The sequence below is a fragment of the Brevibacterium sp. OS20 genome (genome assembly GCF_056837565.1).
The window spans coordinates 1,209,519-1,230,396 of the sequence record NZ_CM166367.1 but is presented as its reverse complement, the minus strand read 5'-3'; the positions used below and the strand labels follow the sequence as shown (position 1 = coordinate 1,230,396).

Genomic DNA, 20,878 nt, shown 5'->3' with positions numbered 1-20,878 from the left:
CTGTGATCGTACTCAGACGAATGCCTGGGAGGCCAGACCGGCGACGACGCCGCCGACCAGCGGTCCGGCGATCGGCACCCACGAGTACGCCCAGTCGGAGCCGCCTTTGTTCGGGATCGGCAGCAGTGCGTGGACGATGCGCGGACCGAGGTCACGCGCCGGGTTGATGGCGTAGCCGGTGGGTCCGCCCAGCGAAGCGCCGATGACGACGACGAGGAGGCCGACGGCCAAGGGTCCAAGCTCGTGTGGGGTCTTGCCGAAGAGGAGGATGACGAACACGAGGACGAATGTCGCGATCACCTCGGTGACGAAGTTCCAGCCGTAGGAGCGGAGCTCCGGACCGGTGGAGAAGGTGCCGAGGATGTTGCCAGCGTCCTTCTCCTCGTCGTAGTGCTTCTTGTACACGGCCCACGCGAGGACCGCGCCGAGCATCGCTCCGATCATCTCGGCCGCGAGATAGGCGATGGTGTTGCCGAAAGTCACGGCGATGCCGGGTGCATATTCGTCGGCTCCGCTGGCGAGGATGCCGAAGGTCACGGCGGGGTTGAGGTGTGCGCCGGTCTTATAAGCGACGAAGACACCGGCGAAGACCGCGAGGCCCCAGCCGAAGGAGATCAGCAGCCAGCCTCCGCCGTTGCCTTTGGTCTTGCCGAGGACGACATTGGCGACGACGCCGACGCCGAGCAGCATGAGCATCGCCGTACCGGCGATCTCGAAGAGGAAGATGGTGCCCATATCTCACAAACTCCTATTGTTTGTCTTTCCGGAGGGTGTCCCGGTCGATGGTCGACCCGGAGGGTGCTCCGGGGTCGGTCGATATTCGATTGTCGGTATTCGGTTGTGGTCCCGCACTTCTCTGTGAACGGTTCAGTGGAGGGTCGCACCGACCAGGGCCGCCGCCGAGGCGTCATCGTCGGTGGATTCGGCCGCGACCTGGGCGTCGACGTGGGCGTTGAACGCCTCGACCTCGGCCGTCTGCCGGTCGTCGTCCCACCCGAGGACGGGTGCGACGATGGCCGCGACCGCCTCGGCGGCGTTCTTCCCCCGGTCGCGAGTCTCGTAGTTCAGCCGCATCCGCCGCTCCAGGATGTCGCCGAGGTGGACGGCCCCCTCCGCGGCGGCCGCGTAGTGGGCTTCGACGCGCAGGTAGCGTTCGGCGCCGTCCAAAGGCTGTCCGAGCTCCGGATCCTCATCGACGAGGTCGAGCAGATCCTCGATGAGGGTGCCATAGCGGCGGATGAGTCGTTTGACGCGGTCCTCGTCCCATCCGTACTTCTCCGCGATTCCGGATTGGCCGCGCCTCAGTGCACCGACGCCCTGGGCACCGAGCAGCGGCACGGATTCGGTGAGTGACCTGCGGTCCTTCGCATCGTCGCCGAGGACGAAATCGACGGCGTCTTCGGCCATCACTCGGTAGGTGGTGAACTTGCCGCCGGCGATCGCGGCGAGGGCCGGCTCGACCTCCATCACGGTGTGTTCGCGGGAGACCTTCGTCGAGGCCTGTCCTTCCTTGACGACCGGCTGGAGCAGCGGACGCAGTCCCGAGTAGACGCCGATGACATCCTCGCGGGTGAGTTTGTCGGCGAGGATGGCGTTGGCATGTTCGAGCAGGTAGTCGATGTCCTGCGAGGTCGCCACCGGTGCGTCGACGTCTTCGTTCCACGGGGTGTCGGTGGTGCCGATGACCCAGTAGCCTTCCCAGGGGATGACGAAGAGGACGGACTTCTCCGTCTTCGAGATGATTCCGGTGTTCGGGTCGGCCTTGATCTTGTCTTCGGCCACGGTGATGTGCACGCCCTTCGAGGCGAGCACCTTGAGCCCGGCATCGGCCTTCGCCAGATCCTGCTGCTCTTCGGTCCAGACTCCCCCGGCGAGGATGGTGCGGCGAGCGTGGATGTCGAACTCCTCACCGGTGATCTCGTCCCGGGCGTGGACGCCGGTGACCTGATCGCCGTCGTGGAGGTAGCCGATGACGGAGACGTGGTTGGCGGCAGCGGCTCCGTAGCTCACGGCCGAGCGGACCAGGTTCATGACGAAGCGGGCGTCGTCGACCTTCGCGTCATAGTATTCGAGGGCTCCGACGGCGGCGTCGTCGGCCAAGCCCGGGAAGTGGGCGCTCAGTGCCTTCTTCCCGAGGTGGCGGTGCATCGGCACAGCCCGTTTGCGGCCCGGCCGGGTGGCCATCGTGTCGTAGAGGAGCACGCCGGAGCCGATGAAGGCCCGGTCGATGAGGCGGTGCTCGAAGGGGAATACGAAGGCGACGGGTTCGACGAGGTGCGGCGCGGTGTGCTGGAGCAGCAGGTCGCGTTCCTTGAGCGCCTCCGCGACGAGCTTGAAGTCGAGCATCTCGAGGTACCGCAGTCCGCCGTGCATGAGCTTCGAGGACCGGGACGAGGTACCCGAGGCCCAGTCCTTGGCATCGACGACGCCGACCTTGAGTCCGCGGGTGGCTGCGTCGAAGGCCGATCCTGCTCCGGTCACTCCCCCGCCGACGACGAAGACGTCGAGCGGGTCGGCCGCGCTCGTCTTCTTCAGAGTCTCCAGCGCCTGGTCGCGGAAGTTCGGGGACAGCTCACCATTTCGCATCAGCAGATTCGTGCTTTCCGTCAGAAGATTCGGGCTTTCACCGATGTCGGCACGGGCAGATCAGTGCGGGTGCCGCCTCGGCGACTAATCAAAAACTAGCAGGCGAACCTGAATTCCGGTAGCAATCCGACAGATGCGAAGGCGGCTCAACCGTGTCCGGAGACGTCGGCGTGCGACCCGCCGAAGGCTCAGTCGAGGGCGGCGACGGGCTCGACGCGCATCGCCGATGACTGTTCGGCCGAGTCGAGGAGGTCGAGTTTGCGCATGATGATGCCTTCACGCAGCGCCCATGGGGAGATGTTCATGACGCCGATGTCGAAGATCGTGAAGGCCGCCTCGGCGACGATCGCTCCGGCCAGCACCTGTCCGGCTCGGGCTTCGGAGACGCCGGGCAGGGTGGCACGTTCCTCGGGGGTGCGGGAGGCGAGGGTGTCGATGATGCCTTCGAGGTCGCGGCGGAAGAGCTTCCGCGGAGCATAGATTCCGTCTCCGCTCGGGGCTGCGCCGGCGATGCGGGCCAGCGAGCGGAAGGTCTTCGACGACCCGACGACCTGGTCGGGCACTCCGACCCTGTTGATGTCGCCGGCGATGCGTCCGATCTGCGCCCGGGCATGTTTGCGCAGGCGGTGGATGTCCTCTTCAGTGGGCATCGGGTCCGGGAGGAACTCGGAATAGGTGCGTCCGGCGCCGAGCGGAACCGACACGGCCGCCTGCGGGTATTCGTCCTGACCCGCCGCGATCTCGAGCGAGCCGCCGCCGATGTCGAGCAGCAGGATCTTCCCGGCCGACCACCCGAACCAGCGGCGGGCGGCGAGGAAGGTCACGCGGGCCTCGTCCCGACCCGACATCACGTTGAGGGTGACCCCGAGCTGAGCGTTGATCGATTCGATGAGTCCGATCCCGTTCGGAGCTTCCCTGACCGCCGAGGTGGCGAAGGCGAGGATCTGCTCCGCGCCTTGGTCTTCGGCGATCTCGACGGCATCGGCGATGAAGGAGCGCAGCCGTTCCTGCCCTTCGGAGTCGATCGTTCCGTCGTCGCTGAGGAATTCGGCGAGTCGGAGCACCTCCTTGTGCGAGGTGGCCGGCAGGGGCGGTGCTCCGACGTGGGCGTCGACGACCAGGAGGTGGACGCTGTTGGAGCCGATATCGAGGACTGCTAGGCGCATTCGCTCAGTTTATCCTCTCCGCGGGACTCCGTGAGAACGAACCTGGGGACCGTTCTGCCATGCGGATTTGGCGAAGCCGAATTCCGGCGGCTCCTTGGCGAAGAAGGCTTCCTGACCGCGGATGATCTCGTCCCGGTAGGCGTCATCGAGCCACCGAGGCGGCTCCGTGTCCTCCGTCAGTTCACCGTCGAGGATCGCCTTGGCACCGACCTGGCTGAGCCGGGACAGTCCCACGATCCGCTCCCCCAGGGCCTGTGCCGTCTCGAGCGGGGTGTCGGAGACTTCGTGGAAGAACCCGAGTTCGGCCATCTTCTCGAACTTCACGATCGAGGCCGTGATGAGCAGGTACCGTGCCCAGGCGTCGCCGAGGATCTCAGCCAGCCGCTTCGTGGGTCCGGCCGGGTACACGAGTCCGAGTTTGGCTGCGGTGACGCCGAAGATCGATCCGGGGGCGGCGATGCGGATGTCGCAGGCCGCGGCGATCTCCGTCCCTCCGCCCACGCAGTTGCCGGTGATCGCGGCGATCGTCGGTGTCCGCGAGCTCGCAAGGGCCGCCTCGGCGGTGGAGTTGAGTTCCCAGAAGTCCGCGAGTGCGACGTTGAGGTCGGCGATGTCCGAACCGGCGGAGAAGTGCCCGCCGGCCCCGGTGATCACCAGCGCGCCGATCGAATCGTCGGCATCGACGTTCGCGATGATCTGCGGCAGCGCCCGCCACATGGGCCGGGAGATCGCATTGCGTTTTTCGGTCCGATCAATGACGAGGGTTCCGACCCCACCGGAGACGGTGAAGTCGAAACCCTCGAGATCGACCGGACGGTAGGAGCCGTCTGGTCTCATATGTGTGTTCTGCCTTTCGAGAGGTCAGCCCCGGTTGTCGGGAACCTCGCGCTGGTCCTCACCGTCGTAGGCGCTCAGGGGACGGATGAGGGCGTTGTTCGCCTGCTGCTCGAAGATATGAGCGGTCCAGCCGGTGATGCGTGCCATCACGAAGATCGGGGTGAACTGCTCGGTGTCGAAGCCCATGAGGTGGTAGGCCGGGCCCGAGGGGTAGTCGAGGTTCGGGTAGATGCCCTTGCGCCCGACGAAGTCCTCTTCGAAGGTGTTGTACAGATCCAGCAGATCGTTCGCACCCTTCACCGCGACCATGTCCTCGAAGGCCTTGCGCATGGTGGGAACGCGCGAATCTCCGTTCTTGTACACGCGGTGGCCGAAGCCCATGATCTTCGCCTTCTTCGCCAGTGCCTCGTCGATCCAGGCCGAAGCCTTATCGGCGGTGCCGACCTCTTCGAGCATCGCCATGACGGCTTCGTTCGCTCCGCCGTGCAGGGGTCCCTTGAGCGCCCCGACGGCACCGGCGACTGCCGAGTACAGGTCCGATGTGGTCGAGGTGATGACTCGACCGGTGAAGGTCGAGGCGTTGAACGAGTGCTCGGCGTAGAGGATCATCGACACGTCGAAGCAGCGTACGACCTCCTCGGCAGGAACTTCGTCGAAGACCATCTTGAAGAAGTTTGCGGCGTAGCCGAGGTCCTTCGTCGGGGCGACGGGGTCGAGGCCGTGACGGCGACGGTGGTCGATGGCCACGATCGTCGGCAGCTGGGCGTAGAGACGCTCGGCCTTCGCGAGGTTCGCCTCGGCACCCTCGGTGTCGGCCTCGGGGTCGACGGCGCCCAGGTAGGCCACAGCCGTCTGCACGACGTGCATCGGGTGGCAGTCCTTGGGCAGGCCGAGGATGAGGTCGACGAGCTTGCCATCGATCTCACGCTGGGAGCGTTCGCGTTCCTGGAATTCCGCCAGCTGCGCCTCGGTGGGCAGTTCGCCGTTCCAGATGAGGTAGGCGACGTCCTCGAAGCTGCGCTTGGCGGCGAGCTCCTGCACGGGGTAGCCGCGGTAAGTCAGCGAGTTGGTCTCCTGGACCACTTTGGACACTGCGGTGGTGTCGACCACGACACCGGCGAGGCCCTTCTTGATTTCTTCGGTCACTGGTGACCCTCCTGTGAGAAGTTGAAGACTGCGGCATCGAACTCGTTGTACGCCGCGTAGTCGATCGTGTCATACAGGTCCGCGCGGGTCTGCATGCCCTCGAGCAGGTCCACCTGAGTGCCCTTGTCCCGAATGGTCTGCAGGCCCGATTTGATCGCACCCATGGCGATGCGCAGAGTCGTGACCGGGTAGATCACAAGTTTGACTCCGACATTCGCCAACTGTTCGGTGGTGAACAGTTCGCTCTTTCCGAATTCCGTCATGTTCGCCAGGATCGGCACATCGACGCTGGAGGCGAATCTCTCGAACTCTCCGAGATCTCGCATCGCCTCTGGGAAGATCATGTCCGCTCCCGCATCGGCGTAGGCCTTCGCCCGGTCGATGGCGGCGTCGAGGCCTTCCCCTGCGCGGGAGTCGGTGCGGGCGCAGATGACGAAGTTCTCGTCTCGGCGCCCCTTGACGGCGGCCTTGATGCGCTTGGACATCTCGGCCGCGGTCACGACCTCCTTGCCGTCGAGGTGGCCGCAGCGCTTCGGGTTGACCTGGTCCTCCAGGTGCATGCCCGAGATTCCGGCGTCCTCGAACTCCTGGACGGTGCGGGCCACATTCATGGCTTCGCCCCATCCGGTGTCGGCGTCGATGAAGGTCGGCAGGTTCGTCACTCGGGCGATATTGCGTCCGTGGTCGGCCACCTCGGTGAGGGTGGTCAGTCCGATATCGGGCAGACCCATGGCCGCGGAGAACGCGCCACCGGAGATGTAGACGCCTTCGAAGCCGGTCTGCTCGATGATCTGAGCGTTGATCGGGTTGATGGCGCCGGGGAACTGGACGATCTCGTCGCCTGCGAGCAGCTCGCGGAACTTGGCGCGGCGCTCGGCGGGGGTTGCCTGTGCACCGAGCATCAGAAGATGCCCTTCGATCCGCTGTGCTCGAGTCCGTCGACCGTGAAGCTCAGTTCCGCAACGCCCTTGGCGTCGAGGCTCTCGAGGTTCTCGGCGAGATCGAGGAACCGGGTCTGCTCCGAATCGGAGACGATGCCCTCGGCCAGGGTCTTGAACTTCTCGATGTAGTTCGCACGGGCGAAGGGACGGGCGCCGAAGGGGTGGGCGTCGGCGACGGCGATCTCGTCGGTCAGCGTCGAGCCGTCCTCGAATTCGATCTCCACGCGTCCGCCGAAGGCCTTCTCGTTCGGGTCGATCGAGTGGTAGCGGCGGGTCCACTCGGGATCCTCGGTGGTCTCGATCTTGTGCCACAGCTCGACGGTGTCGGGACGGCCGGCGCGTTCGGGAGCGTATGAGTGCTCGTGGTGCCAGCCCTGGTCCTGCATGGCCACGGCGAAGATGTACATGATCGAGTGATCGAGGGTCTCACGGCTGGCCTTCGGATCCATCTTCTGCGGATCGTTCGCACCGGTGCCGATGACGTTGTGGGTGTGGTGCGAGGTGTGGATGACGATGCGCTTGATCTTCGAAAGGTCCTCGATCTGCCCGCCAAGCTTGCGGGCGAGGTCGATGAGCGCCTGAGCCTGGTACTCGGCCGAGTGCTCCTTGGTGTAGGTGTCGAGGATCGCACGCTTCGATTCGCCCTTGCCCGGCAGCGGGATGGTGTAGCGGGCTTCGGGGCCGGAGAGGATCCAGGCGATGAAGCCGTCCTCGCCTTCGTAGATCGGGTTCGGGGCTCCCTCGCCGCGCATCGCACGGTCGACGGATTCGACGGCCATCTTGCCGGCGAACGCCGGAGCGTGGGCCTTCCAGGACGAGATCTCGCCCTTACGCGACTGACGGGTCGCGGTGGTCACATGCAGGGCCTGCTGGACGGCCTGGAAGGTGATCTCGGTGGGCAGGTGGAGCAGGGCACCGATGCCGGCTGCGGCCGAGGGGCCCAGGTGGGCGACGTGGTCGATCTTGTGCTCGTGCAGGCACATTCCCTTGACGAGGTCGACCTGGATCTCGTAGCCGGTGGCGATGCCGTTGATGAGGTCCTTGCCGCCGATGCCCTTGTGCTGGGCGACTGCGAGCACTGCCGGGATGTTGTCACCGGGGTGTGAGTACTCTGCGGCGAGGAAGGTGTCGTGGAAATCGAGTTCGCGCACGGCCACACCGTTGGCCCAAGCGGCCCATTCCGGTGAGAAGCGGTCGGTCACCGGCAGGCCGAAGATGTTGGCACCGGGATTGAACGGGTGAGCTTGAGCCTGCTCGCGAGCGTGGGTGGGAGCGGAGCGGCGCACGGATGCGGCAGCGACGGAAGCGTTGTCGATGACGCGGTTGATGACCATTTCGGTGACTTCGGAATCGACCGGCGTCGGGTCGGATGCGACCTCGGCGATCTTCCATGCGAGCTGATCTTCGCGAGCCAGGTTCTCTGAGCTCTTGTAGGTGCGGACTTCATGATTGATCATGGATACCCCTTCATAGTCCTTGACCGGAAATGGTCACATAGTGCTGACACAACTGTAGGCCACGTCACTCGACAGGTCCCTGCCGGTCGGAAATTTATCTCGACATCAAGATATTTTACCCGAAGCGTGTCCCAGTTCACCAACGGGGTCCCCATGCTCTTCTGCCGCGAGGGATGGTTGTGGGAATATTGGGTCATGACTCGGACTGCCCTGGACTTCGACGAGAACTGGTTCGACGACGCGGAATACGCGCGCCTGCGCAGACGCATGCCGATCCCCTATGTCAACGCCATCCCAGTGCGGGTGGGCGAGACCGGCAATGTCGAACGCATCGGCCTGCTGCTGCGCAGCCTCGAGGACGGCACCCTCGGACGCGAGGTCGTAGGCGGGAGGATCCGCTTCCACGAGACGATCCGAACCGCATTGGTGCGTCATGCCGAGAACGACCTCGGCCCGATGGCGCTGCCGGTCATTCCGCCTGCGATCAGCCCGTTCCACATCGCCGAGTACTTCCCCACCGAGGGTTCGGCCCTCCTCCACGATCCGCGCCAGCATGCGATCGCCATGTGCTTCATCATGGAGGTCCGCGGCGAATGCACCCCGCGGGCCGATGCCCTCAGCCTCGATTGGCTGACCCCCGAGGAGACCATGCGTCCCGATATCGTCGGCGAGCTCTGCTACGGCCAGGACCATATCCTGCGCATCGCACTGGCCCATCTGGGCTTCCGCGTCTGAGCCAGATGCACGCCCAGGTGAGACGGACCTTCTCGCCCCACGTTTTTTCTACAAGTTGTAGAACCGTCTTGGTAGACTGAAAGCGACGCGGACGATATCGCCAGTCGGGGCCGTCGTCGGCGTCTGGGTTGGACAGGCCCCGATCGAGAGGTGCGAGATGTCTGCTCAAACCAGTTCGTCCGAATCCGGCCTCAGCCTCGAACTCGGCGTCCTCGTCGGCTTCGACGGCTCGGAACTCGCCGCCCAAGCCGTCCGCTACGGCGCAGTCGAGGCCGAACGCCGCAGAACTGTTCTCACCGTCGTCACCGCCTATGAGCTGCCGACGATGATCTATCCGAATATGGCCTCCATCCCCAGTGAACCCGAGGATGACAAGGCGAAGAAGGAAGCAGAGAAGACCCTCGCCGAGGCGGTCGAACTTCTGCGCGATTACTCCGGTGAGAAGTCCTTCCGCACGGCACCCGGCAATTCCGCCGGTGCGCTCGTCACGCTCAGCGCCGATGCCGAGGTCGCCATCGTCGGCGCCCGCGGCCGCGGCGGTTTCATGGGTCGAGTCCTCGGATCCGTGTCCACGGCGCTGCCTGCCCACGCTCACTGCCCGACGATCGTCGTTTCCGAACGGTCGGCCTCGGCAACGGCCGGCAACGGCCCAGTCGTCGTCGCGGTCGACGGTTCCGACAGCGGTCGGGTCGCAATGTTCACGGCAGCCGCCGAGGCCGCCTTACGCGGCACGGAACTCGAACTCGTCGTGGTGCTGCCGGCCGGTGAGGAATGGCTCTACTGGTACCCCGACCTCGAACTCAGCTCCGAGGTCACCGCGCGTCGGCAGAGGCAGCTGTCCGAATCACTCGAGACGGAAGCCGGGACGCTGTCGGAGCAGTTCCCGGATCTGACGGTGACCACCTCGGTGCCGGTCGGCGATCCGACTGAGACTCTTGTCGAGATCAGCTCCCGCGCACAGCTGACGGTGATGGGCACCCGTGGGCGCGGACGGATCCGCAGCGCACTGCTGGGATCCGTCTCGCGCGGAGTCCTCAACCACGCCGAAGGCCCGGTCATGGTGGTTCCCAGCTGATCGGCAGCGCCGTGCTGATCAGCCAGGAGGTGCTGATCAGCTGAGCCCGGCACCTCGACGGCGACGGCTCACCACGAGAAGTGTCGCGCCGAGTGCCAGCGCTCCCGCGCCGACGGCCAAGGGCAGTGCGAGCCCACCGCCGGTGCGGGGCAGGTCTCCATCCCCACTCGCCGAGGCGGTCCCGGATGAATCCGAATCATCGCCCGTTCCTGCGGCGTTCGCCTCGGTCGCATCTGCCTCGGCTGCATCTGCCTCGGAGCCGGAGTCGGCAGTGCCGGCATCTGCTGTCCCCGAGTCTGTTCCGTTCTCGTCATCGGTACCGTCAGACCCGACACCACCCGAGCCGGCACCGTCGGAGCCGGCACCGTCGGAGCCGGCACTGTCGGAGGCGGTGCCACGCGTACCAGCGTCGTCGCTGGTTCCGGCATCATCGGCACCTGCGTCCGCGTCGTCGCTCGTTCCTGCACTGTCGGCGTCATCATTCGCACCTGCATCATCAGCACCTGCCGCGGAGTCGGCACCCGCGCTGGCGCCGGAACCGGCGTCTGCACCGGCGTCGTCATCCGGGGCGGGTTCTTCCGCCTCGGCGCGCCTGAGTTCGACATCGTCGATCTGCTCGGCTGCGGCCTGCGCTTCCGCGCGCTCACCATCGGCCGGTGGCCCACCTGCCGGCACCTCATAGGTCGTCGCCCGCAGCGCCTCGTCGCTGACCCGGACCCGCGTGAAGGCGGGCACGTCGTTGTGGACGCTCTTGCCTTCCCAGTCGAGGCCGGGAACGTAGTCATAGAACTTCGACCCTGATGACGAGGTCAGCGTGAGGTAGAGCGTCTGCCCGTCTTCCTTCTCTTCCTCGGCTCCCGCTTCGGAACCCTCAACAGGCTTGCCTTCGCCGTCCATGAGGAAGGTGCGGTTATAGATGTGGTCGTGGCCGGAGACGACGAGGTCGATGTCATTGCGGGCCGCGACCGGAGGGATCGCCTTCCGCAGCCGTTTGACGTCGAGGTCGTCCCAATGGGTTGCCGTCGAATAGATCGAGTGGTGGAACCCGAGAACAGTCCAGCGTGCCTGGTCTCCGTGCTCGGCGACGACCTCGTCGATGAACTCGGCGTGGGCATCCATGTCCGGGCTGTTCGAGTTGATGTTGAGGAACAGGACCCCGTCCTCGATGAACCAGTAGTCGCCGCCGGAGGTGATGACGCCGCCACCGCCGTGATCCTGGCTGACATTGGGTCGGTTGAAGTGCTGCTCGTAGGCTTTCGAAGACACATCGTGGTTGCCGATCGTCGTCGCTTGCGGGATCGTGCGGGTCGCTTCCGGTGCCAGGTACTGCGCGTACTGCTCCTGGTTGCCGGCGGAGTTGACCTGGTCTCCCAGCGAGTAGAAGAAGCTCGGGTCGTCAGCAGTGGCCGCCGCCGAGGACAGGGTCCGGTCCCAACCGGCAGCGTCGTCGGGATCCCCGCCTCCGGCACCGACCTGGGGGTCGCCGAAGACGAGGAATTCGTCGTCTCCTCCAGCAGACCCTGTGGTGAACTGCTGCACCTCGGTGTACCCGTCCTCTTCGCTGCCGACCTGGTAGGCGTATTCGGTGTCGGGTTCCAGGTTAGTCATGCTCGCATGGTTGAAGTGACGCTTGAGGTCGGTGGCAAGGCCCGAGTCCGTGGTCTCAGCCTTGTCAGCATCGGCGGGGAGCTTTCCGCCGTCGACCTCACTAGCCGGTGCCCACCGGACCTCTCCCCCACCGGCACTCTCGCTCATCCACGAGAGGTTGCGCGCCGTGGAGTCGGCCCCAACCTGCAACACGGTATCGGTGATCGCCTCGCTCCCCGCGTCCGCCTCGGCGGGCGAATCCGTCCGGTCAGGGCTCGGAGTCTGAGCAGAGTCGGCCTTCGCGCCCTGGGTCGCGGTCGACCCTCCGGAACCGAGAGATGGTTCGGCACGCACAGGCACCGGGGCCGCCACCAGAGCGGCGAGCAGGGTGGCGGCGGACAGGGCACTGAGCGGTCTCTTCAGTCGATGCGTATTCACCCGCCCATTCCTACTGACCAGTAGTGTCCGGTTGTTCGAGGCCCATCGACGGGAATGGGAACGGGAAGTGAATCCTCGATGACCGCCCCCGGCCTCCGCGTCGCCACGGATCCCGGTCGCTGCCCCGCTCCCCTGTTGTACAGTGGTGGCTACGACAGGGGAGCGCCGTCAGGGGCGCTGAGAGTGCAGAAGAAGCTGCAGACCCTCGAACCTGATGCGGTTAGCACCGCCGAAGGAAGTCGAGACTCTTCACCCCTCCTTGAAATGAGGAGGCACAATGCCGAATACCACTACGCCGAGCACCACCCCCACCTCTTCACGCGCCTTCACCGCGGCGCCGAAATCCAAACAGTGGCGGGTGGTCGACTATGTCACCACCGCCGTTCTCGGCATTGCCGTGGGGCTTGTGTTCTGGGTGTTGGCGCTGAGCTGGAAGGTCCTCGAACTCGCCTTCCAGGCATTCCCGCCGTCGATCGGTCTCATCGCAGGACTCTGGGTGCTGGCCGGTCCGCTCGCCGGTGCCATCATCCGCAAACCCGGTGCCGCGCTCCTGTGCGAACTCATCGCCGCCATCGTCGAAGCCGTCCTCGGCTCTCACTTCGGAGCAACCGTCCTGCTCTCGGGTCTGCTGCAGGGCCTCGGTGCCGAACTCGTCTTCGCCGCCTTCGGCTACAAGCGCTTCACCCTGTGGGTCACCGCCGCATCGGGCATGCTGGCGGCTGCGTTCATGGCAGTGAGCGAGAACATCATGTACAACGCCGAATGGCAGTTCGGCTTCCAGGCGATCTACGCAGTCTGCGCGATCGTCTCCGGCCTCGTCATCTCCGGGATCGGCGCCTGGTTCGCCTACCGGGCGATCGCGGCCACGGGTGCTCTGAGCTCCTTCGCCTCCGGCCGTCTGCGCTGATGGCGCTGCCGATCACGGCCGCCGGCTTCTCGTGGTCGCACACCGACCGTGACCGGCCGGCTGTCGGTCCGCTCGATCTGCAGATCGCGGCCGGAGAGAAGGTGCTGCTGCTCGGTGCCTCCGGGGCCGGCAAATCGACGTTCCTCCACGCCGTCGCCGGTGTCCTGCCCGAGGAATCGGGTGAGGCCACCGGTGAACTCCTCGTCGGCGGTGAGAAACCGGATCCCCGCCGAGGCAGCACCGGGCTGGTCCTCCAAGATCCCGATTCTCAGGTGATCTTCTCCCGCATCGGTGATGATGTGGCGTTCGGGATGGAGAACCTCGGACTCCCGTCCGAGACAATCGACGCTCAGGTCTCCGAGTCCCTGCAGGCGCTGGGACTCGATCTGCCGCCGGAGCATCCGAGTGCCGCTCTGTCCGGTGGGCAGAAGCAGCGGCTGGCTCTGGCCGGGATCCATGCGATGGCCCCGGAGGTCATCGTCCTCGACGAACCGACGGCCAATATCGATCCCGCCTCGGCCGCCGAGGTCCGCGATGCCGTGCTCACCGTGCAGGCCGAGACACAGGCGACCATGCTCATCGTCGAACACCGGGTGGAGCTGTGGCTCGATCACGTCGATAGGGTCATCGTGCTCGGCCGCGAAGGCATTGCTGCCCAAGGTCCGCCCGCGCAGATCTTCTCCGATCCGGACCTGACCGACACACTCGTCGACTGCGGAATCTGGATGCCGCGGCACTCCCCCGACCCGCGCCGAGGCGGAACCGCAGAAATCAATAGGACGACGGGCCGCCTCGGCGAGGTTCTGCTGCGCACCCATCGGCTCAGCGTTGCTCGACCGCGCATGGCCACCCCCGCCGCGACCGACCTTGACCTGAGCCTGCGTGCCGGTCAGGCACTCGGAATCGTCGGTGCGAACGGGGCAGGCAAATCGACCACGGCCCTGACCCTGGCGGGCCTTCTGCCCGAATTCTCCGGACAGGTCCTCGCCGAGGCGCCCCTGCGGGACGGAGCCAAACGGGCCCGGCCATTCGCCTGGCCGTCGAAGCAGCTGGCGGCGCGCATCGGCATGGTCTTCCAGGAACCGGCACACCAGTTCCTCACCTCGAGCGTGGCGACCGAACTCGAGCTGGGCCCCCGACTGGCCGGATGGTCTGCCGCCGAGTCGCAGGCACGGGTGGATGAGCTTCTTGAGGGACTCGGTCTCACCGGGTTGGCGCAGGCTCATCCGCAGAGTCTCTCAGGTGGGGAGAAGCGACGCCTGTCGGTGGCAACGATGCTGGCGCCCCGGCCACGGGTGCTCATCGTCGATGAGCCGACCTTCGGTCAGGATGCGCTGACGTGGGCGGGGTTGGTGGAGATGTTCCTCGACGCCTTGGTACACGGTTCCGCGGTGGTCGCGGTCAGCCACGATCAGGCGTTCCTCGAGGCCATAGGTGCCGATGTCCTCAAGCTCGGTGGCTGCCTGAGTGCAGATCGCGATGTCGTCGACGAGTCGGAATCGCGTGTCAGGGCGGGTGATCGCGGTGAGTGAGAGTCTCGATGTGCGTTCTCGCCCCTCCCCTGAGGTCGCCGTACAGGATCCGGGACAGCTCATCCCCGTGGTGCGTTCCACCGCTTTGGCTCGGTGCAATCCGCTGACGAAGATCGCAGTGGCCCTCATCCTCATGGTCGGGGCGCTGCTGAGCATTGATCTCATCTCTGCCGGGGTGGTGCTGCTCGCGGCAGTGCTGGCGCTGCCGGCGACGGGACTCGATCTGGTGGCCGCGGCCAAGCGGCTGTGGTTCCTCCCCGCCGGCGCTCTGCTCGCCGCTTGGGGCACGGCGCTGTTGGCGGAGAAGACTGGGGATGTGGTCGTCGACTTCGGTCCGATTCTGTTCACCACCGGGTCGCTGGCCGCGGCCGCGGCGATCTTCGTCCGTGCCTTGGCATTGGCGATCCCGCTCATCGTGCTCGCGTCGACGATCGATCCGCGTGATCTCGCCGATGCGCTCATTCAGCATCTGCGGCTGCCAGAGGTGGTTGTGGTCTCGGTTCTCGCGGCCTCACGTCTGCTCGGACTGCTGGTCAGTGAGTGGCAGGTGCTGGCGATGGCCAGGCGGGCCAGAGGTGTCGCGGGCGGTTCGCTTCTGCGGCGCACGGGCAGCCTCTTCAGCGGGGTATTCGTTCTGCTCGTGGTCTCGATTCGCCGGGCAACGAACCTGGCGATGGCGATGGAGGGACGGGCATTCGGTCGTCCGGGCCGCACGTGGCGCAGGCGGTCGAGTTTCGCGGTCCGAGATGTCGTGGCGGTGCTTCTCAGTCTGGCTGTCTGCGCGGTCGCGATCGGTGCGGCTCACATGTTCGGAGTCTGGAACCCGATCATCGGCTGAGGCGGATCGGGTGTCTCGGAGCTGCCGTGCTCACAAGAGGTCGGAGCTGTTCCACCGGCGGTCGATCAAAACTGCCGGACGGTCAGAGCTCAGAGCTGCTTGAGGAAGTCCTTGCCGAAGGCCCGCCATTCCTCGAGGGCTTCGGGGCTGGGAAGCTTTGACGTGGTGAGGACGAAGAGGGTTTTGTCTTCGCTCTTCGTCTCGGCTGCGGCTTCGACCTTGATGCCGCCGTCGAGGTTCGCTCTCCAGAAGGAGCGTTTCGCCGTCTCCGAGGTGCGGGGATCACCGTCGAGGGCTACCTCGTTGAGGGTGTCGCCGACGAGGGACGCGAATTTTTCGATGAGTGCGGAACGATCGCCGGGAATGGTGCGGGAGACGGCGACGTCGAAAGTGCCGTCGGCGCGCTGGCCGGGGACTCGGCGTCCGATCTCCTGCTCGTAGGCGACGACGGCGCCCTGGACCCACCAGCCGTGGTTGTCGACTCTGCCGTCGAACTGGGGATAGAGAGCGTCGGCGAGCTCTTTGTGACTCGCCGACGCTCCCCCGGCCGCCTCCAAGCGAGCACGGGTGGCGGCCCATGGTTCGCCGAGGGCCTTTTCGATCGATGCGATGTTCTGCGCTTTGGTCGCCATGGCAGAAGTCTATGTGCTCGATCGACCGGTGTTGAAGGCCTGGTAGGCGATCAGTCGATCTTCAGTTCGCCCATTTCGTCCCAGCCTTCACCGTCGATCTTGCGGGAGATGATCTTCGGGGTCGACACCAGGTGCGGGCGCATGGCTTCGAGGCCGGCGGCGAAGTGATCGCTGGTGACGTGCGGTTCTGCGCCTTCATCGGTGAATGCCTCGACGAGAACGAACTCGTTCGGGTTCTCCAGACTCTTCGACCATTCGAAGAAGAGATTGCCGGGTTCGGCGCGGGTCGCCTCGGTGAAGGCCCGAACGGCTTCGGGGAACTTCTCGACACTGTGGGGTTTCACGTCATATTTCACGACGATGAAGATCATGATCATTCTCCTTCAGTTGATCAGCAGTATGGGTCGATCCCAGCCTAATTCTGCCGCCCTTGCGAATCGACCGGCTCACAGCCTTTCGGCGATGAGGACGAGGAAGTCGCTGTCAGCTTCGAAGGGGCGGAGTTCCCAGGTGGAGAACTTCTGGTCGACGAACATCCCCGTGGCCTTGACGTCCTCGATGAAATCGTCGAAATCATACCCGCGTCCGGCACCGAAGCCGGACACGAACCGGCCGCCGTGTTTGAGCGTCGATTTGATATTGCCCAAGGTCTGCCGGCGCGAGGCGGGATCGAGGAAGGACAGGACGTTTCCGGCGCAGAAGGCCACATCGATCTCGGTGATCCCGGCGCCGGCGAAATCGAAGTCGGCGAGGTCGCCGGTGTGCCATTCACCGCTGGGGAAGTCCTCCTCGGCGACGGAGATGAGGAATTCGTCGAGATCCACGCCGAAGACGGTGTGCCCTTCGTCGATGAGCAGTCCGCCGGCCCGGCCGGTTCCGCAGCCGGCATCGAGGATGCGCGATCCCCGCGGAGCCATGGCGTTGACGAACCTGGCCTCACCGCCGATGTCATGCCCGGCGGCCGCAAGATCTCGCCACCGCTGCGCGTAGTTCGCCGAATGGTCGGGGTTGGCCCTGCGTACCTTATTCCACTGATGGTCGAAGCTCATGTCCTCATCCTAGGTCGGAATCTCAGGCGAAGACTTCGGTGACCACCTTAGCGACCGCCCGGACCGGATCGCTGGGGTCCGGGGAAGTCAGCACGATGATCTCGCGTCCGCCCGCCTCGACGACGGGGTGGAGGTCGACGTCGGACCCACCCAACGACATCATGATCGGCGTCGCCAGGGTCAGGCCGAGCCCGGTTCCGGCGAGCGCCAGCGCGACCGCGGTGTCCGTGACGATATGGGTCTCCTTCGCATTGATTCCCAGCGCCGAGGTGGCCAACCGCATCGCGCGGCCGAAGAGCTCCTCGGCCGGCGGTAGGATCCAGTCGGCCTCGGCCAGATCGTCATCGCTCGGCCGGGACGTCCCCGCGGGGACGACGATGCCGAAGTCTTCCTCGGCCACAGCTTCCCAACTCAGCCCGCGCATCGGCGGCAGCGGCGCGGCCGGGTAGTTGATCCCGATCCCCAGGTCGATGATCCCGTCGATGACGGCGGCCGACATGGTCTCGACATTGATCTCCCGCGCCCGGACTTCGATATGCGGATGGCGCTCGGCCAGCGCCCGCACCACCTTCGGCAGCGCCGTCGTCGATGCCGATCCGAAGACGCCGAGGGTGACGATGGCCTCGCTGCGGAAGTCCCGGCCGAGCATCGCCATCTCCGCCTGCTGCTGAGCGGCGAGGATGTTCCGCGCCCTGGGCAGCAGGGTGCGCCCGGCTTCGGCGAGGACGAGCCCACGGCCGCGCCGTCGGAACAGGTCGGAATCGACGACTCTGCGCAGGGCTGAGATGTGCTGGGACACGGCCCCGACGCTGTAGCCGAGGTGGTCGGCCGCCCGCGTCATCGATCCGAGTTCGGCCACAGCGACGAATGTGCGCAGCTGTCCGAGCGTCCATGTCATGGCAGCGCTCTCCTGTCTTTAGGTTTCTTGAACACAATGTTCACAAACTCTCCCTTGTTCTTAAGTGTGATGGCAACCACAATGAAGTCAAGACACAAACGCCGACATCGCCGTCGGCACTCTCCGTTTCCGGGGCGACCAACGACGGTCGCCCCGGCAGCAGACAGCGAGGTGAACCGTGGAATCCCCCACCGCATCAGCCACCACCCCTCACACCGACGGGGTCCCCGACACGTCCAGAGCCCTGCCCGCCGAAGCCTCCGTCGTCATCATCGGCGCCGGCGTCATGGGAGCGGCCATCGCCTACCACCTGGCCGAACGCGGAGTCCGCGACATCGTCATCGTCGAACGCAACACCCCCGGAGCCGGATCGACGTCGAAGGCCGCTGGAGGTGTGCGCTGCCAATTCTCCGACGAGGTCAACATCGCATTGGCCGCCCGCGGGCTCGAAGTGCTGCGGAACTTCGAAACCGATTTCGGCGTCGACATCGACCTGGTCAGCAACGGCTATCTGTTCCTCCTCGACAACGATGACGACGTGCGCGCGTTCACCGACAACGTGGCCCTGCAACAGCGGATGGGGCTGGATTCGCGGATGCTCACCATCGCCGAGGTGGCCGAGCTGGCCCCGTTCGTCAACACCGAAGGGCTGATCGCCGGGGCGTTCAATCCCGGCGACGGTCACTGCACCCCCGAGGCCGTCGTCGCAGGCTTCGTCACCGCCGCCCGCGAGCGCGGGGTCACGGTGGTCAAGAACTGCGAGGTCACCGGATTCGACACCGACGGCGGAACGGATCGCATGGCCACCTCGGTGATCACGAATCAGGGCACGATCAGCTGCGAACAGGTCGTCGTCGCGGCGGGAGCCTGGTCCGGCCCCATCGGGGACATGGCCGGGGTCGACCTGCCCGTGAAGCCGCTGCGGCGGGAGATCATGGTCTCCGAGCCCGTCGATTTCGACACCTCGCAGATGCCCTTCACGATAGATTTCTCCACCAGCTACTACGTCCACCCGGAAGGAACCGGGCTGCTGTTCGGCTGCCCCGATGAGGTCGATGACTGGTCCTTCAACGACAAACGCGACCCGAACTGGCTGGCCACCCTGGCCGAGCACATCGAAGCCCGCACCCCGGAACTCGGCGAAGTCGAGGCCAAACACGGGTGGGCGGGACTGTATGAGATGACGCCCGACCACAATGCCCTCATCGGCGAGGCCGAGGAGAGGCCGGGATTCTTCTACGCCTGCGGGTTCTCCGGTCACGGCTTCCTCATGGGCCCGGCCGTCGGAGAGGTCGTCGCCGACCTCATGACCGGCCGCATCCCCTTCGTCGACGTGGCTCCCATGGACAAACGACGCTTCGCCACCACCGGACTGCGCAAGGAGCTCAACGTGATCTGAGGCCTCGCACACCCGCCCCTCATCTCCCACCTCCCCGCAACGACTGAACTCCACCGACCGGCCAAGCGACCGATCGACACAGCAGACGACGAAAGGACAGCAATGACTGCACTGCCCACCGATCAGACCATCACCGACCTCCTCACCTCAGGATTGAGCGCCTGCGGAGTAGACGCATCCGCTCTCAAGGGATCGGCCGCCTCGGCGAGCCTTCCGGCCCGCTCCCCCATCACGGGACAGGGCCTCGGCACGATCGCCGCGGACACCGTGCAGACAGCGGCGGACAAGATCGCCGCAGCCCAGACCGCGTTCGAGACCTGGCGGGACGTGCCCGCTCCCGTCCGCGGTCAGCTGGTGCAGCGGTGGGGACAGCTGCTCGGCGAGCACAAGGAGGATCTGGCCAAGATCATCACTGTCGAAGCCGGCAAAACCCCTTCCGAGGCGGCCGGCGAAGTCCAGGAGATGATCGACATCTGCGAGTTCGCACTCGGTCAGTCCCGGCAGCTGTGGGGCAAGACCATGCCCAGCGAACGGCCGGGTCACCGGCTCATGGAGACGTGGCATCCCCTCGGCGTCGTCGGGGTCATCTCCGCATTCAACTTCCCCGTGGCCGTGTATTCCTGGAACACCGCCCTGGCCCTGGTCGCCGGTGACGCGGTCGTGTGGAAGCCCTCAGAGAACGCCGTGCTCGCCGCCCTCGGGGCACAGTCGCTGCTGACCCGGGCCGCCGCCGAGGTGGGGGCACCGGAGAACCTCGCACCCGTCCTCGTCGGTGGCCGGGACATCGGAGATGTGATGGTCCGGGATGAACGCGTGGCCTTGGTCTCGGCGACGGGATCGGTGCGGATGGGTCGCGAGGTCGGACCCGTCGTGGCCGAGCGCTTCGGCAAGATCCTGCTCGAGCTCGGCGGCAACAACGCGGCGATCGTCGCCCCGAGCGCCGATATCGATCTGGCGCTGCGCGGAGTGGTCTTCGCGGCCGCCGGAACGGCCGGCCAGCGGTGCACGACGCTGCGGCGGCTCATCGTGCACGAGTCCATCGCCGACGAGTTCGTCGACAAGGTCGTCGCCGCATACAAGACGCTGAGCATCGGATCGCCGACCGATGACGGAGTGCTCGTGGGACCGCTCATCAATTCGGGTTCGTTCGATGCGATGCAGGCGGCCCTCAAACAGGCAGAGGCAGAGGGCGGCGAGATCCTCTGCGGTGGTGGCCGGGTGCTCGCCGATGAACGTCCGGATGCTCACTATGTCGAACCCGCCGTCGTGCGGATGCCCAGTCAGAGCGCAGTGGTCAAAGAGGAGACGTTCGCCCCGATCCTCTACGTCGTCACATATTCGGATCTCGATGAGGCACTCGAGATCCACAACGGAGTGCCGCAAGGTCTGTCCTCGGCAATCTTCACAGCCGAACTCGCCGAATCCGAGAAGTTCCTGTCCCGCTCCGACTGCGGAATCGCCAACGTCAACATCGGCACCTCCGGTGCGGAGATCGGCGGTGCTTTCGGCGGTGAGAAGGAGACCGGCGGCGGACGCGAGTCGGGTTCGGATTCGTGGAAGGCCTATATGCGCCCGGCCACGAACACGATCAACTACTCCGGAGAGCTGCCGCTGGCGCAGGGAGTCGAGTTCCTCTGAGAGAGCTGAGTCCTCTG

19 protein-coding genes and 1 riboswitch are annotated in these 20,878 nt (G+C 65.6%); of the genes, 7 read left to right on the top strand and 12 right to left on the bottom strand.

Going from position 1 to position 20,878, the window contains the following annotated elements:
- Window positions 1-12: 12 nt before the first annotated feature.
- The 7 genes from ACVZTU_RS05290 to ACVZTU_RS05260 form a co-directional block, all read right to left on the bottom strand.
- A complete protein-coding gene (locus ACVZTU_RS05290) occupies window positions 13-735 on the bottom strand; it encodes an MIP/aquaporin family protein (protein WP_139907252.1) in 723 nt (240 codons plus the stop codon).
- 132 nt (window positions 736-867) lie between these two features.
- The gene (locus ACVZTU_RS05285) at window positions 868-2,586 is read right to left on the bottom strand and encodes a glycerol-3-phosphate dehydrogenase/oxidase (RefSeq protein ID WP_446655890.1); all 1,719 of its coding nucleotides are present in this window, start codon (window positions 2,584-2,586) and stop codon (window positions 868-870) included.
- A 188-nt stretch (window positions 2,587-2,774) separates the two neighbouring features.
- A complete protein-coding gene (locus ACVZTU_RS05280; protein WP_139468624.1) occupies window positions 2,775-3,752 on the bottom strand; it encodes a Ppx/GppA phosphatase family protein in 978 nt (325 codons plus the stop codon).
- Between the two features lie 9 nt (window positions 3,753-3,761).
- A complete protein-coding gene (locus ACVZTU_RS05275) occupies window positions 3,762-4,589 on the bottom strand; it encodes an enoyl-CoA hydratase/isomerase family protein (protein ID WP_446655892.1) in 828 nt (275 codons plus the stop codon).
- Window positions 4,590-4,613: 24 nt separating this feature from the next.
- The gene (locus ACVZTU_RS05270) at window positions 4,614-5,735 is read right to left on the bottom strand and encodes a bifunctional 2-methylcitrate synthase/citrate synthase (RefSeq protein ID WP_139468626.1); all 1,122 of its coding nucleotides are present in this window, start codon (window positions 5,733-5,735) and stop codon (window positions 4,614-4,616) included.
- Window positions 5,732-6,637 (bottom strand): methylisocitrate lyase, encoded by a 906-nt coding sequence (gene prpB, locus ACVZTU_RS05265; protein ID WP_139468627.1) that lies wholly within the window; start codon window positions 6,635-6,637, stop codon window positions 5,732-5,734. Before prpB ends, ACVZTU_RS05270 begins: the two co-directional genes overlap by 4 nt.
- Window positions 6,637-8,133 (bottom strand): MmgE/PrpD family protein, encoded by a 1,497-nt coding sequence (locus ACVZTU_RS05260; protein WP_139468628.1) that lies wholly within the window; start codon window positions 8,131-8,133, stop codon window positions 6,637-6,639. Before ACVZTU_RS05260 ends, prpB begins: the two co-directional genes overlap by 1 nt.
- Window positions 8,134-8,328: 195 nt before the next feature.
- On the opposite strand from ACVZTU_RS05260, the gene ACVZTU_RS05255 reads away from it, so the two are divergent.
- Both ACVZTU_RS05255 and ACVZTU_RS05250 read left to right on the top strand, forming a co-directional pair.
- The gene (locus ACVZTU_RS05255) at window positions 8,329-8,868 is read left to right on the top strand and encodes a DUF4916 domain-containing protein (protein WP_139468629.1); all 540 of its coding nucleotides are present in this window, start codon (window positions 8,329-8,331) and stop codon (window positions 8,866-8,868) included.
- A gap of 157 nt (window positions 8,869-9,025) precedes the next feature.
- Window positions 9,026-9,943, top strand: coding sequence for a universal stress protein (locus ACVZTU_RS05250; protein ID WP_139468630.1), 918 nt, complete (start codon window positions 9,026-9,028; stop codon window positions 9,941-9,943).
- A gap of 36 nt (window positions 9,944-9,979) precedes the next feature.
- On the opposite strand, the gene ACVZTU_RS05245 is transcribed toward ACVZTU_RS05250, so the two are convergent.
- Window positions 9,980-11,968: a purple acid phosphatase family protein gene (locus tag ACVZTU_RS05245; RefSeq protein ID WP_446655893.1), complete on the bottom strand. Its 1,989-nt coding sequence runs from the start codon at window positions 11,966-11,968 to the stop codon at window positions 9,980-9,982.
- Window positions 11,969-12,114: 146 nt separating this feature from the next.
- Window positions 12,115-12,223: riboswitch (TPP riboswitch) on the top strand.
- 22 nt (window positions 12,224-12,245) lie between these two features.
- Between ACVZTU_RS05245 and ACVZTU_RS05240 the strand changes: the two genes are divergently transcribed.
- The 3 genes from ACVZTU_RS05240 to ACVZTU_RS05230 are packed head-to-tail and all read left to right on the top strand — an operon-like array spanning window position 12,246 to window position 15,245.
- Window positions 12,246-12,875 (top strand): ECF transporter S component, encoded by a 630-nt coding sequence (locus ACVZTU_RS05240; RefSeq protein WP_139468632.1) that lies wholly within the window; start codon window positions 12,246-12,248, stop codon window positions 12,873-12,875.
- On the top strand, window positions 12,875-14,407 hold the full coding sequence (locus ACVZTU_RS05235; RefSeq protein WP_139468633.1) for an ABC transporter ATP-binding protein: 1,533 nt from the start codon (window positions 12,875-12,877) through the stop codon (window positions 14,405-14,407). Before ACVZTU_RS05240 ends, ACVZTU_RS05235 begins: the two co-directional genes overlap by 1 nt.
- Window positions 14,408-14,417: 10 nt before the next feature.
- Window positions 14,418-15,245, top strand: coding sequence for an energy-coupling factor transporter transmembrane component T family protein (locus tag ACVZTU_RS05230; RefSeq protein ID WP_248283961.1), 828 nt, complete (start codon window positions 14,418-14,420; stop codon window positions 15,243-15,245).
- 89 nt (window positions 15,246-15,334) lie between these two features.
- On the opposite strand, the gene ACVZTU_RS05225 is transcribed toward ACVZTU_RS05230, so the two are convergent.
- The 4 genes from ACVZTU_RS05225 to ACVZTU_RS05210 all read right to left on the bottom strand — a co-directional run bounded on the left by ACVZTU_RS05225 (window position 15,335) and on the right by ACVZTU_RS05210 (window position 17,824).
- Complete coding sequence (locus tag ACVZTU_RS05225) at window positions 15,335-15,877, bottom strand: hypothetical protein (protein WP_446655894.1); 543 nt, start codon at window positions 15,875-15,877, stop codon at window positions 15,335-15,337.
- A 50-nt stretch (window positions 15,878-15,927) separates the two neighbouring features.
- The gene (locus ACVZTU_RS05220; protein ID WP_139468636.1) at window positions 15,928-16,248 is read right to left on the bottom strand and encodes a putative quinol monooxygenase; all 321 of its coding nucleotides are present in this window, start codon (window positions 16,246-16,248) and stop codon (window positions 15,928-15,930) included.
- A 75-nt stretch (window positions 16,249-16,323) separates the two neighbouring features.
- On the bottom strand, window positions 16,324-16,926 hold the full coding sequence (locus ACVZTU_RS05215; RefSeq protein WP_139468637.1) for a class I SAM-dependent methyltransferase: 603 nt from the start codon (window positions 16,924-16,926) through the stop codon (window positions 16,324-16,326).
- 22 nt (window positions 16,927-16,948) lie between these two features.
- Window positions 16,949-17,824 (bottom strand): LysR family transcriptional regulator, encoded by an 876-nt coding sequence (locus ACVZTU_RS05210; protein WP_139468638.1) that lies wholly within the window; start codon window positions 17,822-17,824, stop codon window positions 16,949-16,951.
- A 178-nt stretch (window positions 17,825-18,002) separates the two neighbouring features.
- Between ACVZTU_RS05210 and ACVZTU_RS05205 the strand changes: the two genes are divergently transcribed.
- The gene (locus ACVZTU_RS05205; protein ID WP_446655895.1) at window positions 18,003-19,223 is read left to right on the top strand and encodes an NAD(P)/FAD-dependent oxidoreductase; all 1,221 of its coding nucleotides are present in this window, start codon (window positions 18,003-18,005) and stop codon (window positions 19,221-19,223) included.
- Window positions 19,224-19,325: 102 nt separating this feature from the next.
- Window positions 19,326-20,861, top strand: coding sequence for an L-piperidine-6-carboxylate dehydrogenase (gene amaB, locus ACVZTU_RS05200; protein WP_482401547.1), 1,536 nt, complete (start codon window positions 19,326-19,328; stop codon window positions 20,859-20,861).
- Window positions 20,862-20,878: the final 17 nt, after the last annotated feature.

Excerpts from the sequence above, each read along its gene's own strand:
- ACVZTU_RS05290 (WP_139907252.1), bottom strand. The coding sequence starts at position 735 with ATGGGCACCATCTTCCTCTTCGAGATCGCCGGTACGGCGATGCTCATG.
- ACVZTU_RS05285 (WP_446655890.1), bottom strand. The coding sequence starts at position 2,586 with ATGCGAAATGGTGAGCTGTCCCCGAACTTCCGCGACCAGGCGCTGGAG.
- ACVZTU_RS05280 (WP_139468624.1), bottom strand. The coding sequence starts at position 3,752 with ATGCGCCTAGCAGTCCTCGATATCGGCTCCAACAGCGTCCACCTCCTG.
- ACVZTU_RS05275 (WP_446655892.1), bottom strand. The coding sequence starts at position 4,589 with ATGAGACCAGACGGCTCCTACCGTCCGGTCGATCTCGAGGGTTTCGAC.
- prpB (WP_139468627.1), bottom strand. The coding sequence starts at position 6,637 with ATGCTCGGTGCACAGGCAACCCCCGCCGAGCGCCGCGCCAAGTTCCGC.
- ACVZTU_RS05260 (WP_139468628.1), bottom strand. The coding sequence starts at position 8,133 with ATGATCAATCATGAAGTCCGCACCTACAAGAGCTCAGAGAACCTGGCT.
- ACVZTU_RS05255 (WP_139468629.1), top strand. The coding sequence starts at position 8,329 with ATGACTCGGACTGCCCTGGACTTCGACGAGAACTGGTTCGACGACGCG.
- ACVZTU_RS05250 (WP_139468630.1), top strand. The coding sequence starts at position 9,026 with ATGTCTGCTCAAACCAGTTCGTCCGAATCCGGCCTCAGCCTCGAACTC.
- ACVZTU_RS05240 (WP_139468632.1), top strand. The coding sequence starts at position 12,246 with ATGCCGAATACCACTACGCCGAGCACCACCCCCACCTCTTCACGCGCC.
- ACVZTU_RS05235 (WP_139468633.1), top strand. The coding sequence starts at position 12,875 with ATGGCGCTGCCGATCACGGCCGCCGGCTTCTCGTGGTCGCACACCGAC.
- ACVZTU_RS05225 (WP_446655894.1), bottom strand. The coding sequence starts at position 15,877 with ATGGCGACCAAAGCGCAGAACATCGCATCGATCGAAAAGGCCCTCGGC.
- ACVZTU_RS05220 (WP_139468636.1), bottom strand. The coding sequence starts at position 16,248 with ATGATCTTCATCGTCGTGAAATATGACGTGAAACCCCACAGTGTCGAG.
- ACVZTU_RS05215 (WP_139468637.1), bottom strand. The coding sequence starts at position 16,926 with ATGAGCTTCGACCATCAGTGGAATAAGGTACGCAGGGCCAACCCCGAC.
- ACVZTU_RS05210 (WP_139468638.1), bottom strand. The coding sequence starts at position 17,824 with ATGACATGGACGCTCGGACAGCTGCGCACATTCGTCGCTGTGGCCGAA.
- amaB (WP_482401547.1), top strand. The coding sequence starts at position 19,326 with ATGACTGCACTGCCCACCGATCAGACCATCACCGACCTCCTCACCTCA.